Annotated in this window: 12 protein-coding genes; 1 reads left to right on the top strand and 11 read right to left on the bottom strand. The window is 70.6% G+C overall.

The genetic code is table 11. The features are described from left to right. Complete coding sequence (locus ACFYUV_RS00350; RefSeq protein WP_387663452.1) at positions 1-1206, bottom strand: FAD-binding protein; 1206 nt, start codon at positions 1204-1206, stop codon at positions 1-3. Positions 1207-1272: 66 nt separating this feature from the next. On the opposite strand from ACFYUV_RS00350, the gene ACFYUV_RS00345 reads away from it, so the two are divergent. Next, entirely contained in the window at positions 1273-1620 is a 348-nt protein-coding gene (locus tag ACFYUV_RS00345) for a PLDc N-terminal domain-containing protein (protein ID WP_387663450.1), read from the top strand. Here ACFYUV_RS00345 and araA read toward each other — a convergent pair. The 10 genes from araA to ACFYUV_RS00295 all read right to left on the bottom strand — a co-directional run bounded on the left by araA (position 1617) and on the right by ACFYUV_RS00295 (position 14140). After that, on the bottom strand, positions 1617-3071 hold the full coding sequence (araA, locus tag ACFYUV_RS00340) for an L-arabinose isomerase (protein WP_358284047.1): 1455 nt from the start codon (positions 3069-3071) through the stop codon (positions 1617-1619). The two genes, ACFYUV_RS00345 and araA, sit on opposite strands and share 4 nt — an antisense overlap. Next, positions 3068-3715: an L-ribulose-5-phosphate 4-epimerase gene (locus ACFYUV_RS00335; RefSeq protein WP_387663448.1), complete on the bottom strand. Its 648-nt coding sequence runs from the start codon at positions 3713-3715 to the stop codon at positions 3068-3070. Before ACFYUV_RS00335 ends, araA begins: the two co-directional genes overlap by 4 nt. An 11-nt stretch (positions 3716-3726) precedes the next feature. Beyond that, complete coding sequence (araB, locus tag ACFYUV_RS00330; protein ID WP_387665253.1) at positions 3727-5346, bottom strand: ribulokinase; 1620 nt, start codon at positions 5344-5346, stop codon at positions 3727-3729. 53 nt (positions 5347-5399) lie between these two features. Continuing rightward, complete coding sequence (locus ACFYUV_RS00325; RefSeq protein ID WP_387665250.1) at positions 5400-6383, bottom strand: LacI family DNA-binding transcriptional regulator; 984 nt, start codon at positions 6381-6383, stop codon at positions 5400-5402. A 72-nt stretch (positions 6384-6455) separates the two neighbouring features. Then, entirely contained in the window at positions 6456-7715 is a 1260-nt protein-coding gene (mmsB, locus tag ACFYUV_RS00320) for a multiple monosaccharide ABC transporter permease (RefSeq protein ID WP_352326445.1), read from the bottom strand. Between the two features lie 5 nt (positions 7716-7720). Further along, a complete protein-coding gene (mmsA, locus tag ACFYUV_RS00315; protein ID WP_358284042.1) occupies positions 7721-9250 on the bottom strand; it encodes a multiple monosaccharide ABC transporter ATP-binding protein in 1530 nt (509 codons plus the stop codon). A gap of 61 nt (positions 9251-9311) precedes the next feature. After that, complete coding sequence (chvE, locus tag ACFYUV_RS00310; protein ID WP_352326442.1) at positions 9312-10430, bottom strand: multiple monosaccharide ABC transporter substrate-binding protein; 1119 nt, start codon at positions 10428-10430, stop codon at positions 9312-9314. 208 nt (positions 10431-10638) lie between these two features. Beyond that, complete coding sequence (yjfF, locus tag ACFYUV_RS00305) at positions 10639-11613, bottom strand: galactofuranose ABC transporter, permease protein YjfF (RefSeq protein ID WP_387665247.1); 975 nt, start codon at positions 11611-11613, stop codon at positions 10639-10641. Between the two features lie 5 nt (positions 11614-11618). Beyond that, positions 11619-12632 (bottom strand): ABC transporter permease, encoded by a 1014-nt coding sequence (locus tag ACFYUV_RS00300; protein ID WP_352326440.1) that lies wholly within the window; start codon positions 12630-12632, stop codon positions 11619-11621. After that, the gene (locus ACFYUV_RS00295; protein WP_387663445.1) at positions 12632-14140 is read right to left on the bottom strand and encodes a sugar ABC transporter ATP-binding protein; all 1509 of its coding nucleotides are present in this window, start codon (positions 14138-14140) and stop codon (positions 12632-12634) included. The genes ACFYUV_RS00300 and ACFYUV_RS00295 overlap by 1 nt, the downstream gene beginning before the upstream one ends. Positions 14141-14190: the final 50 nt, after the last annotated feature.

Below are 14190 nucleotides of genomic sequence, written 5' to 3'. Positions count from 1 at the left end.
CTACTCCTCCGGCAGTAGCCGGACGAAGTCGTTGGCGAACTTGCCCGCCGGGTCCAGCCGCCCGGCCAGCTCGCGGAAGCCGGCGGGGCAGCCGGGGCGGCGGGTGAACAGCTTGCCCCAGTGGGGCCGCGGGTCGAAGGGCGCGAGCGTCCGCTCGACCAGGTCGATCGCCGGGAGCACGGTGGCGACGTCCCTGATCCAGGTGAAGTGCACGCCGACGCTGTCGCGGTCGCGGAAGGGGCTGAGCCACAGGTCGTCGGCGGCGATCGTGCGCACCTCCGAGATCTGCAAGGCCGGGCGGACGCGGTCGCCGACGGCGTACAGCTCGCGCAGCGCGGCGACCGCGTGCGCGCGGGGCAGCAGGAACTCCGACTGGAGCTCGTCGCCGGCGCCGCTCGGCGGGGCGTCGGGCCGGAAGTGCGGCAGCCGCTCGTGCCAGGGGCCCGGCACGCCGAGCTGCGTGGTGCAGGCGTCGGCGGGCATCCCGGGCAGCGGGTGGCGGGGTTCGGGGGCGGGGCGGGTGCCGTGCCAGGAGCCGGCGGTGAACTCCTCGTGGCGCTTGAGCCAGATCCGGGTGTCGCGCCAGTCGGTGAACAGGCTGACGCTGTAGCCGTTCGCCATGATGTCGTCGAATCCGTCGAGCGCGTCGGGCGTCAGGCCCTCGCGGACGTACTGGCGCAGCTCGAAGGCCGGTACGAGGTCGAGCGTCAGCGTGTGGACGACGCCGAGGGCGCCCAGCGAGACGACCGCGCCGGCGAAGTCGTCGTCCCCGCGCGACAAGGACAGCAGCGAGCCGTCGGCGGTGACCAGCTCCAGCCCGGACACGGCGGCGGCCAGGCAGCGGTTGGCGTCGCCGGAGCCGTGCGTGCCGGTCGCGACCGAGCCGGCGACCGAGATGTGCGGCAGCGAGGCCATGTTCTCCAGCGCGAACCCGGCCGCGTGCACCGCCTCGGCCAGCCGCGCGTACGTGGTGCCGGCCGCGACCCGGACCTTGCGCGCCGCGCTGTCGATCTCGACCGTCGCGGGCATGCGGTCGAGCACGACGAGGTCGCCGGTGGTGTCGGCGACGTCGTTGAAGGAATGACCGCTGCCCAGGGCCCGCACCCGGTCGCTCTCGGCCACCAGGCCGCGCAGCTCGTCGAGCGAGGCGGGACGGTGGACGGCCCGCGCCCGGAAGGCGGTGTTGCCCGCCCAGTTGGTCAACATCACGGCTTCACCCTATTCATCCGGTTTCCCTTGCCGACTCCCCCGCCCGTCACTACGTTCGGCCCCGTGCTGTATCTGTCCGAGGCCATGGGCCTGGCCACCCTCGTGTTGTGGCTCTACTGCCTCTTCGACGTGATCACCACGCCGGACGCGGTCTGCAGGAACCTGCCCAAGATCGTTTGGGTGCTGGTGGTCCTGCTGTTCCCGCTGGTCGGCTCGGTCATCTGGCTCGTGGCGGGCCGTCCGGAACGCGCCCCGCAGGCGGCCTCGCGCCCGAGCGCGTTCCCCGAGTACGACCGCCCGGGGCGGTTCGCCGCCACCGACCCCGACGACGACGCCGAGTTCCTGCGCCGCTGCCGCGAACGTGCCGAGGAGCAGCGCAGGAACGCCCCGAAGAAGCCGCCGGAGGACTAGAAGCCCTGGGCGAGCCGGTAGTACGCCTGGTTCCAGCGCAGTTCCTTGGTGAACTGCGCCGTCGTGGTGTCCTTGTCGATCACCAGCAGCTCCACGCCGAGCATGTCGGCCAGGTCGGTCAGCTCCTCGCGCCCGACGGCCGTGGACAGCACGGTGTGGTGCGGCGCCCCGGCGGTCAGCCAGGACTCGGTCGAGGTGCGCAGGTTCGGCCGCGGCGACCAGACGGCGCGGGCCACGGGCAGCTTCGGCAGCGGCTGCGGCGGCGCGACGACGTCGATCTCGTTGGCCACCAGGCGGAACCTGTCGCCCATGTCGGCCAGGCCGACGACGATGCCGGGGCCGGGCGCGGCGTCGAACACCAGCCGCACCGGGTCCTCCCGCCCGCCGATGCTCAGCGGGTGGATCTCGCACGACGGCGTCCCGGCGGCGATGGACGGGCAGACCTCCAGCATGTGGGCGCCGAGGATGAGCTCGTTGCCGGGCGTCAGGTCGTAGGTGTAGTCCTCCATGAACGACGTGCCGCCCGGCTTCATGGCCTTGAGGGTGCGCAGCAGGACCGAGGTCTTCCAGTCGCCCTCGCCGCCGAAGCCGTAGCCGTCGGCCATCAGGCGCTGCACGGCCAGGCCGGGGAGCTGACGCAGGCCGCCGAGGTCCTCGAAGTTCGTGGTGAAGGCGCGGAAGCCGCCGCGCTCCAGGAAGCCGCGCAGGCCGAGCTCGATCCTGGCGGCGTACCGCAGCGACTCGTGGCGCTCGCCGAGCAGCTCGGGGGCCACCCGGTACAGCTCGGCGTACTCCTTGACCAGCGCCGACACGTCGGCGTCGGAGGCCGCGTCCACGGCCTCGACCAGCTCGTTGACGCCGTAGGTGTTGACCGAGACGCCGAAGCGCAGCTGCGCCTCGACCTTGTCCCCCTCGGTCACGGCCACGTCGCGCATGTTGTCGCCGAAGCGGGCCAGCCGCAGCGCCCGCACCTCGGCCACGCCCCTGGCCGCCCGCGCCCACGCCTCGACGCGCGCGCCGACGGCCGGGTCGCTGACGTGCCCGGCGACGGTCTTGCGCGGCACGCCGAGCCGGGTCTGCACGAACCCGAACTCGCGGTCGCCGTGCGCGGCCTGGTTGAGGTTCATGAAGTCCATGTCGATGGAGCTCCACGGCAGCTCGACGTCGGCCTGCGTGTGCAGGTGCAGCAGCGGCTTGCGCAGCGCGTCGAGGCCGGCGATCCACATCTTGGCCGGGGAGAAGGTGTGCATCCAGGCGATGACGCCGGCGCACTCGTCGTCCGCGTTGGCCTCCAGCATGACGCGCCTGATCGCGGCGGCGTCGGTCAGCACGGGCCGCCACTGCACGGGCACGGGAAGCTGTTCGGCGATGCGCCGCGACTGCTCGGCCACCTGGCTCAGCGTGTCCTCGCCGTACAGTCCCTGGCTGCCGGTCAGAAACCAGATGTTCAACGCGGGCTCCTCTGTCCGTAGACGTTCTGATAGCGGTCGTACAGGCGGTCGACGTGGGCCGGGCCGATGGGCAGCGGCGTGCCGAGCTGCCTGGACACGTGGACGGTGCGGGCCACGTCCTCGCACATCACGGCGGCCTTGACGGCGGCCTTGGGGTCCTTGCCGATGGTGAAGACGCCGTGGTTCTGCATGAGGACGGCCGGCGAGCGGTGCCCCTTGAGCGTCTGCACGACGCCCTGGCCGATGGAGTCGTCCCCGATCAGCGCGAACGGGCCGACCGGGATCTCGCCGCCGAACTCGTCGGCCATGGCCGTCAGCACGCACGGGATGGCCTCGCCGCGGGCCGCCCACGCCGAGGCGTAGGTCGAGTGGGTGTGCACGACGCCGCCCACCTCGGGCATCTCGCGGTAGACGTAGGCGTGCGCGGCGGTGTCGCTGGAGGGCGCGTGGGCCCCCTCGACGAGGTTGCCGTCCAGGTCGCAGACGACCATGTTCTCCGGGGTCAGCTCGTCGTAGGAGACCCCGGACGGCTTGATGACAAACAGGTCCTCGCCCGGGACGCGGCCCGAGACGTTGCCCGCGGTCCAGACGACCAGGCCGTAGTGCACCAGTTCGGCGTGCAGCCCGGCGACGGTCGCTCTCATTGCCTCGTGGTTCACTTGGCGGCCTCGTTCCTGATCGCGCGGAGGGTGTGCAGCATGCGCCCGTCCCCGAAGTGGTCGTGCAGCTCGCGGTACTGGGCGTACAGGCGGTCGTAGGCGTCGGCGCGGGCCTCGTCCGGCACGTACGCCGCCCGCGTGCGCTTGCCCATCGCCGCGGCGGCCTCCTCGATGCCCGGGTAGGCCCCGGCGGCGACGGCGGCGTGCACGGCCGAGCCGAGCGCGGGGCCCTGGTCGGAGCCGATGACCGACAGCGGGCGGCGCAGCACGTCGGCGTAGACCTGCATGAGGAAGCGGTTCTTCAGCAGCCCGCCGGCGACCACGAACTCCTCGACCGGCACGCCGGACTTCTCGAACGTCTCGACGATCATGCGGGCGCCGTACGCGGTGGACTCGATGAGCGCGCGGTAGACGTCCTCGGGCCTGGTCGCGAGGGTCTGGCCGACGATCACGCCGGACAGGTCGTGGTCCACGAGCACCGAGCGGTTGCCGCCGAACCAGTCGAGCGCGACCAGCCCGTGCGCGCCGACGGCCTGGCGCTCGGCCAGCTCGGTCAGGCGCTCGTGGCCGTCGGTGCCGAAGGCGTCGACGTACCAGGCGAAGATGTCGCCGACGGCGGACTGGCCGGCCTCGTAGCCCCACAGGCCGGGCACGATGCCGTCCCGGACGACACCGCACATCCCGGGCACCTCGGCCAGCCGGTCGCTGGGCATGATGTGGCAGGTGGAGGTGCCCATGATGGCCACCATCTGGCCGGGTCGCACAGCGTCCGCGGCGGCGGCGGTGACGTGGGCGTCCACGTTGCCGACGGCCACGGCGATGCCCTCGGGCAGGCCGGTCCACCCGGCCGCCCGCGCCGTCAGGACGCCGGCCAGGCCGCCGAGGGGGGCCAGGGTGACACCGCCGACGTCGTCGCCGACCACGCCGGTGGCCAGTTTGCCGGCGAAGCCGGAGAAGCCCGGGTTGAGCGCGGCGAGGAAGTCCTCGGAGGGGTAGCTCCCGTCCTGGAAGACGCCCTTGTAGCCGGCGGTGCAGATGTTGCGGCTCTCGACGCCGGACAGCTGCCAGACGATCCAGTCGGCCGCCTCGATCCAGCGCTCGGCCCTGGCGTACACCTCGGGGGCCTCCTCCAGGACCTGCAGGGCCTTGGCGAACTCCCACTCCGAGGAGATCTTGCCGCCGTAGCGCGGCAGCCAGCTCTCGCCCCGCCGCGCGGCCAGCTCGTTGATGCGGTCGGCGTGCGGCTGGGCGGCGTGGTGCTTCCACAACTTCGGCCAGGCGTGCGGCTGCTCGGGCGTCTCGAAGCACAGGGGCGTGCCGTCGGCCGTGGTCGGCAGGACGGTGCAGGCGGTGAAGTCGGTGCCGATGCCGATCACGTCCTCGGCGGCGACCCCGGCGGCGGCCAGGGCCCCGGGCACGGCCACGCGCAGCACGTCCAGCCAGTCGCGCGGCGACTGCAGCGCCCAGTCGGGGCCGAGCCGCACGCCGGTGCCGGGGAGCGTGTGCTCGATGACGCGCTCGGCGTACTCGTGGACGGCGCTGCCCAGCTCCGCGCCGTCGGACACGCGGACGACGACCGCGCGCCCCGACAGCGTGCCGAAGTCCACTCCGACCACGAACTTGTTAGCGTTCACATTGCACTCCAGAGAGTTGTCTGTTCGCCTGCCGGCTATCGGGCCGGCGCGGTGCTGGACCTGACGACGAAGCTGGGACGCACCACCATGCGCTCGTACGCCGCCGGCCCGGCGTCGATCTGCCGCAGCAGCACCTCGATGCAGTGGCGGCCCACCACGTCGAAGTCCTGCCGGACCGTGGTGAGCGGCGGGGAGAAGAACTCGGACTCGGGGATGTCGTCGAAGCCCACGACGCTGATCCGCCCGGGGACGGGCACCCCGGCCTCGCTGAGCGCGCGCAGCACGCCCAGCGCCATCTGGTCGTTGGCGGCGAACACCGCGGTGACCCCGTCCATCCCGGCCAGGCGCCGGCCGGCCGCGTACCCGGCGCGCGGGCTCCAGTCGCCGGGCAGCGGCTCGGGCACCGGCCGGCCGGCCGCCTCCAGCGTGGCCCGCCAGCCCTCGACGCGCCCCTCGGTCTCCAGCCAGTCGGACGGCCCCGCGACGTGCCAGACCGTCTCGTGGCCCAGGTCGAGCAGGTGCCGGGTGGCGAGCCTGGCGCCCTCGACCTGGTCGATGCAGACCGCGGAGACGTCGGCGCCGTGCGCGCCCTCGACCACGACCGCGGGCACCCCGGCCGGCAGGCTCTCCAGCGCGGAGGCGGCCGAGCGCTGCGGCGCGACCACCACCACCCCGTCCACGCTCTGCTCGGCCAGGTAGTCGAGCGCGTCGCGGACGCTGGCCGCGTCGATCGACTTCAGGCTCACGATGCTGACGAAGTACCCCGCGGTCCTGGCCGCCTGCTCGATGCCGTAGACCATGCTGGCCGGGCCGTACAGGGTGGTGTCGAAGCTCACCACCCCGAGGGTGCGCGACCGCTTGGTGACCAGCGCGCGGGCGACCAGGTTGCGCCGGTAGCCCAGCCGGACGATCGCCTCCTCCACCCGGGCGCGGGTGTCGGCCCGGACGTTCGGGTGGTCGTTGAGCACCCGTGAGACCGTCTGGTGCGACACGCCGGCCTCCTTGGCCACGTCGGCCATGACCGGCGGACGCGGCCTGGGGCTCGGTACCACGGGTTCTCCTTTCGCGGGGCTTGCCGGGGCCTGCGGCGGTCAGCGGGAGGCGCCGGCGCGCCGCTTGGTCCACACGTCGAACGCGACGGCGGCCAGCAGCACGGCGCCCTTGACGAGCATCACGCGCTCACTGGGCGAGCCGATGAGCGACATGCCGTTGTTGATGACAGCCATGATCAGACCACCGGTGATCGCGCCGACGACCTTGCCCACGCCGCCCTGGACGGCCGCGCCGCCGATGAAGGCGGCCGCGATGGCGTCCAGCTCGAAGCTGTTGCCCGCGGTCGGGCCCGCCTGGTTGAGCCGGCCGGCGAAGATGATGCCGGCCACGGAGGCCAGCACGCCCATGTTGACGAAGATCCAGAAGACCACCGACTTGACCTTGACGCCGGACATGACCGCCGCCTGCAGGTTGCCGCCGATGGCGTAGATCTGCCGGCCGAAGACCGTGCGGTTGGCCATCAGCGAGTACGCCAGCACCAGCGCGGCCAGCAGCACCAGCACCCACGGCAGGTTCTTGAAGCGGGCGAGCTGCACGACCAGGAACAGGATCAGCGCGGCGCCGGCCGCCATCTTCAGCGCGAACACGGCCATCGGCTCGACCGACTGGCCGTAGCCCCTGCGGGCGTTGCGGGTGCGCCACTGCGCGGCGACCATGCCGCCGATCGCGACCAGGCCGATGAGCAGGCTGAACAGGTCGGCGCCGCCCAGCGGGCCGAGGCCCACGTTGCCGAGGTAGCCGTCGGTGAAGCCGTTGGCCAGCGTGCGGACCTGGTCGGGGAACGGGCCGATGCCCTGGTTGCCGAGCACGGTCATGGTGAGCGCGCGGAACAGCAGCATGCCGGCCAGGGTGACGATGAAGGCCGGGATGCCGAAGTAGGCGATCCAGTACCCCTGCCAGGCCCCGATCAGCGCGCCGGCGGCGACCGTGATCAGCAGGGCCAGCGGCCACGGCAGGCCCATGTTCACCATGAGCACGGCGGCCAGCGCCCCGGTGACCGCCACCACCGAGCCGACCGACAGGTCGATGTGCCCGGCGATGATGACCAGGATCATCCCGATCGCCAGGATCAGGACGTAGGAGTTCTGGACGATGATGTTGGAGATGTTCTGCGGCTGGAGCAACGCGCCGTCGGTGAGCACCGAGAACAGCACGATGATCAGCGCGAAGGCGATGTAGATGCCGCTCGAACGCAGGTTCAGCGACATGCCGCCCAGCGACACCCGGCCGGGCCGCCGCGGCGCTCCCCCGTCGCCTCCCGCGCCGACCTGCACGTCGGCGGGCGTGATGCTGCTCATCGGAGCTACTCCTGTCCCTTGGTCATGAGATGCATGAGGCTTTCCTGGGTGGCCTCCCGGCGGGGGACCTCGCCGGTGACGCGACCTTCGGAGAGCGTGTAGATGCGGTCGCACAGGCCGAGCAGCTCAGGCAACTCACTGGAGATCACCAGCACGGCCTTGCCCTGGTCGGCGAGGCGGTTGATGATCGTGTAGATCTCGTACTTGGCGCCGACGTCGATGCCGCGGGTGGGCTCGTCGAGGATGAGCACGTCAGGTTGCGTCAGGATCCACTTGGAGAGCACGACCTTCTGCTGGTTGCCGCCGCTCAGCTTGCCGACGACGCTGTTGACGCTGGGCGCCTTGATGTTCATGCTCCGGTGGAACTCCTCGGCGACCTTGTACTCCTCGTTCTCGTTCACCCAGCCGCGCCGGGCCAGGCCCTTGAGCCCGGCGGCGCTGATGTTGCGCTTGATGTCCTCGATGAGGTTGAGTCCGTACCGCTTGCGGTCCTCGGTGGCGTAGGCCAGGCCGTGGCGGATCGCGTCCTGCACGTTGCGGATCTCGATCGGCTCGCCGTCCTTGAAGACCTTGCCGGAGATGTGCACGCCGTACGTGCGGCCGAACAGGCTCATCGCCAGCTCGGTGCGCCCGGCGCCCATCAGGCCGGCCAGGCCGACGATCTCGCCCCTGCGCAGGGTGAGTGAGGCGCCGTCCACGACCTTCCGGCCTGGCTGGCTCGGGCTGTGCACCGTCCAGTCCTCGATCCGCAGCACCTCCTCGCCGATCGTCGACTCGTGCGGCGGGAAGCGGTTGTCCAGCGCGCGGCCGACCATGCCGGAGATGATCCGGTCCTCGGTGACGTGGTCGGTGGCCATGTCCAGGGTCTCGATGGTGCGGCCGTCGCGGATGATCGTGACGGAGTCGGCGATCGCGGTCACCTCGTTGAGCTTGTGCGAGATGATCACGCAGGTGATGCCCTCGTCCCGCAGGCCGCGCAGCAGGTCGAGCAGGTGGGCCGAGTCGTCGTCGTTGAGCGCGGCGGTCGGCTCGTCGAGGATGAGCAGCTTCACCTCCTTCGACAGCGCCTTGGCGATCTCGACGAGCTGCTGCTTGCCGACGCCGAGGTCGGAGACCGTGGTGGTGGGGTTCTCCTGGAGGCCGACGCGGCGCATCAGCTCGGCGGCCTCGTAGTTGGTGCGGTTCCAGTCGATGAAGCCGCGCCTGGCGCGCTCGTTGCCGAGGAAGATGTTCTCCGCGATCGACAGCTGCGGGCTGAGCGCCAGCTCCTGGTGGATGATGACGATCCCGGCGTGCTCGCTGTCGCGGATGCCGGCGAACTCGCAGCGCGCGCCCTCGAAGGTGATCTCGCCTTCGTAGTCGCCGTGCGGGTAGACCCCGGACAGCACCTTCATCAGCGTCGACTTGCCGGCGCCGTTCTCGCCGCAGATGGCGTGGATCTCGCCGCGCCGGACGGCCAGGTTGACGTCCTGCAGCGCCTTGACGCCGGGGAACGTCTTGGTGATCCCGCTCATCCGCAAGATGTGCTCGGTCATATGCCCCTCGCTCAGGTGTGGGAAGTGCCCCCGGGGGACCGCGGTCCCCCGGGGCGGGCCCTTACTTGAGCTGGTCCTCGGTGTAGTAGTTGCCGCCGACGATGATCTCCTTGTAGTTGCTCTTGTCCACGATCACCGGGTCGAGCAGGTAGGAGGGGACGACCTTGTTGCCGTTGTCGTAGTCCTTGGTGTTGTTCACCTCGGGCTTGCCGCCCTTGAGGACCGCGTCGGCCATCTTCACCGTCTGCTCGGCGAGCTTGCGGGTGTCCTTGAAGATGGTGGAGTACTGCTCGCCGGCGATGATCGACTTGACCGAGGCGAGCTCGGCGTCCTGGCCGGTCACGACGGGGTAGGGCTGGCCGCTGGTGCCGTAGCCGGAGCTCTTGAGCGCCGACAGGATGCCGATGGACAGGCCGTCGTACGGGGACAGCACGCCGTCCACCTTGGTGCCGCCGGTGTAGGTCTTGGTGAGGATGTCCTCCATGCGCTTCTGGGCCGTGGCCGGGTCCCAGCGCAGGATGGCGGCGGTCTTGAAGTCCTTCTGGCCGCTCTTGACCAGCAGGGTGCCGTCGTCGATCTTGGGCTGGAGCACCGACATGGCGCCGTTCCAGAAGAACGTGGCGTTGTTGTCGTCGGGCGAGCCGCCGAAGAGCTCGACGTTGAACGGGCCCTTCTTGCCGTCGTCCACGCCGAGGCCCTTGAGCAGCGAGGTCGCCTGCTGCACGCCGACCTTGAAGTTGTCGAAGGTGGCGTAGTAGTCGACGTTGGGGCTGTTGCGGATCAGGCGGTCGTAGGAGATGACCGGGATCTTGGCGTCGGCGGCCTGCTGGAGCTGCGAGGTGATCGCGGTGCCGTCGATCGAGGCGATGATCAGGAGCTTGGCGCCCTTGGTGATCTGGTTCTCGATCTGGTTGGCCTGCGTCGGGATGTCGTTCTCCGCGTACTGGAGGTCGACCTTGTAGCCCAGCTGTTCGAGCTGCTGCTTGACGTTGTCGCCGTCGTGGATCCACCGCTCGGACGACTTGGTGGGCATCGTGACGCCGATCAGGGCGCCCGCGCCGCCGGCGGCGGCCGACGTGGAGGCGTCGGCGTCGACCGTCTTCTGGCTGGAGCCGCAGGCCGTCATGGTCGCGGCGAGCGCGATGGCGGACACCACGCCCCCGATACGTCCCAACCTCATGTGGCACTCCTTGCAATGGGGGTTGCGGCAGCGGAATGTGAGCGTTAACTGCCGATCTTGCAGAGGACTCAGTCACAGAACGTGCCGAATCAGAACAAAGTTCTCGCTTCGTTCCCGCCGATTGTTATCGCTAACAAAGACGATGTCAACGGTTGAGCATAACCTCACGGAAACCTTTAGGTAACTTTCGCGGCAGTCTCCTCGCAGGTCAGCGCCTTGGGCGCGCGCTGAAGATCCGTTGCAGCACGATGAAGACGAAGAGCAGCAGGCCGATGAAGATCTTGGTCCACCAGGAGCTGAGCGTGCCCTCGAAGCTGATGATCGTCTGGATCAGGCCGAGCACCAGCACGCCGAGCACCGTGCCGAGCAGGAAGCCGCTGCCGCCCGTGAGCAGCGTGCCGCCGATCACCACGGCGGCGATGGCGTCCAGCTCCATGCCCACGGCGTGCAGGCCGTAGCCCGAGAGCATGTAGAACGACAGCAGCACGCCGCCGAGCGCCGAGCAGAAGCCGCTCACCGTGTAGACCGTGATCTTCGTCCGGCCCACCGGCAGGCCCATGAGCAGCGCCGACTGCTCGCTGCCGCCCGTCGCGTACACGGCCCGGCCGAGCCGGGTGTAGTGCAGCACGTACGCCGCCACCAGCACGACCCCCACCGCGATGAGCACACTCGGCGAGATCCACAGCCCGGCGAACAGGTCGATCCTGGTCTGCGCGAACGCCGTGAACGTCGGGTCCTCGATCGGGATCGAGTCCGTGCCGATCGTGTAGCACAGCCCCCTGGCCAGGAACATCCCGGCCAGCGTCACGATGAACGGCTGGATGTCGAAGGCGTGCACGATGTACCCCATCACCAGCCCGAGCCCGGACCCGACGGCCAGCACCACCGGCACCACCACGTACGGCGGCCACCCCGGCCCCGACATCAGCGACGCCGAGATCATCGTGGACAGCGCCACCACCGACCCCACCGACAGGTCGATGCCCCCGGCCAGGATCACGAACGTCGTCCCCACCGCCACCACCAGCAGGAACGCGTTGTCGATGAAGACGTTGAGCACCACCTGCCCGCTGGCGAACCCCTCGTACCGGAGGCCGCCGACGACGAACATCGCCACGAACAGGCACGCCGTCACCAGCACGGGCAGGTGCCGGGCCGGCAACGCGACCCGGCCCACGGTCATGGTCGTCACAGGGTCACCCGCACTTTCTCCTCGGGGGCCGGGCTGGGCGGCGCGCTGCCGCCGCGCCGGCGCAGCGCCTTCGCGCGGAACGACGGCGACTGCACCAGACAGACCGCCGTCACGACCAGCGCCTTGAACAGCAGGGTCGTCTCGGGCGGCACGCCGATGGAGTAGATCGTCGTGGTGAGCGTCTGGATGACGAGCGCGCCGGCCACGGTCCCGCCCAGCGAGAACCGGCCGCCCGACAACGAGGTGCCGCCGATCACCACGGCCAGGATCGCGTCCAGCTCGATCCACAGGCCGGCGTTGTTGCCGTCGGCGCTGGAGACGTTCGAGCTGATCAGGATCCCGGCGATGCCCGCGCACAGGGCGGCGAAGGCGTAGACCATGATGACGATCCCACGCGACCTGATGCCCGCCAGCCGGCTGGCCTCGGCGTTCCCGCCGACCGACTCGATCAGCAGGCCCAGTGCCAGCCGCCGGGTCAGGAACGCGGTGACCGCCAGCACGACCGGCACCAGCAGCACCCCGAACGGCACCGCCAGCAGATACCCGCCGCCGATCAGCTTGTACGACGGGCTGTTGACCGTGATGATCTGCCCGTCGGTGATGAGCTGGGCCAGGCCGCGCCCGGCCACCATGAGGATCAGCGTGGCGATGATCGGCTGGATGCCCGCCTGCGCGACCAGGAACCCGTTCCAGGCGCCGAGCAGCAGGCACAGTCCGAGCGCGAGCGCCACGGCGGCGAGCACGCCGGCGTCCTCGCTGATCCGCAGGCAGGCCAGCGCGCCCGAGATCGCCACCACCGAGCCCACCGACAGGTCGATGCCGCCGGTCGCGATGACCAGCGTCATGCCCAGCGAGACCAGGATCAGCGGCGCGCCGAAGCGCAGGATGTCGATCAGGCTCCCGTACAGGTGCCCGTCCCTGACCTGGACGGACAGGAAGCTGGGGGTGAAGAACACGTTCAGGGCCAGCAGCAGCGCGAGCACCGCCACGGGCCACAACAGCCGCCGCATCAGGGCCGCCCTCCGCTCGCGATCGTCTCCATCAGCACGTCCGTGGTGAGGGCTTCGTCGTTGGGCAGCTCGGCCACCAGCCGGCGGTCGCGCAGCACCTCGACCTTGTGGCTGAGCCGCAGCACCTCCTCCAGCTCGGCGGAGATGAACAACACCGCCATGCCGCCGTCGGACAGCTCGGCGACCAGGCGCTGGATCTCGGTCTTGGCGCCGACGTCGATGCCGCGGGTGGGCTCGTCGAGGATGAGCAGCCGGGGCTCCAGGATGAGCCAGCGTGCCAGCAGCACCTTCTGCTGGTTGCCGCCGCTCAGGTTCCGCACCAGGTGCTCGGGGTTGGGCGGGCTGATCCGCAGGGCCTTGACGTACCGGGCGACCAGCTCGTCCTGCTGTTCGCGCGGCACCGGCCTGGTCCAGCCCCGGGTGGCCTGGAGCGCCAGGATGATGTTCTCGCGCACGGTGAGGTCGGGGATCAGGCCGTCCTCCTTGCGGTTCTCCGAGCAGAAGGCGATCTTGTGGTTCATCGCCGCGCGGGGCGTGCGCAGCGCGGCGGGCGCACCGCCGACGGACAGCTCGCCGCCGCTCGCGTGGTCGGCGCCGAACAGCAGCCGCGCGACCTCGGTACGCCCCGAGCCGAGCAGCCCGGCCAGCCCCACGACCTCGCCCTCGTGGATGGTGAGCGAGAACGGCTCGACGGCCCCGGCCCGGCCCAGCCCGCGCGCCTCGACCAGCGGGCGGTCGAAGACCCTGGCCTCGCCGTGCAGGCGGTCGAGCGCGGCCAGCTCCTGGCCGATCATCTTGGCGACCAGGTCGAGCTGGGGCAGCTCGCGGGTGAGGTACTCGCCGACGAGCCGTCCGTTGCGCAGGATCGTCATACGGTCCGAAATTTCGTAGATCTGGTCGAGAAAGTGGGAGACGAAGAGGATGGCGATGCCCTCCTCCTTGAGCCGCCGCATCACCCGGAAGAGCTGCCGCACCTCGTCGGCGTCCAGGCTGGAGGTGGGCTCGTCCAGGATCAGCACCCGGGCCTCGATGTCGACCGCCCGCGCGATGGCCACCATCTGCTGCACCGCCGGCGAGTACGCCGACAGCGGCGCCGAGACGTCGATGCTCAGGTCCAGCCCGCTCAGCAGCTCGCCGGCCCTGGCCCGCACGCGTTTCCAGTCGATGCGCCCGAACCTGCGCGGCTCGCGGCCGATGAAGATGTTCTCGGCCACCGACAGGTTCGCGCAGAGGTTGACCTCCTGGTAGACCGTGCTGATGCCGCCCCGCTGCGCCTCGGCCGGGCCGGCGAAGGCGACGGGCCGCCCGCCCAGCTCGATCGTGCCCGAGTCGGCGGGATGCACGCCGGTGAGCACCTTGATCAGGGTGGACTTGCCGGCGCCGTTCTCGCCCATGAGCGCGTGCACCTCGCCGGGCAGCAGCCGCAGGTCCACGCCGTCCAGGGCCTTGACCCCGGGAAACTGTTTGCCGATCCCGTTCATCGTCAGGACCGGCACGGGTGCGGCCATGCGCCTCCCCTTCCGCCTGAAGGGGCCGGGCCACCGGGCCCGGCCCGCAC

The organism is Nonomuraea sp. NPDC003560, assembly GCF_042878785.1.
Lineage (GTDB): Bacteria > Actinomycetota > Actinomycetes > Streptosporangiales > Streptosporangiaceae > Nonomuraea.
Note: the sequence above shows the minus strand (reverse complement) of the source record. Positions and strands in the feature narration are given on the sequence as shown.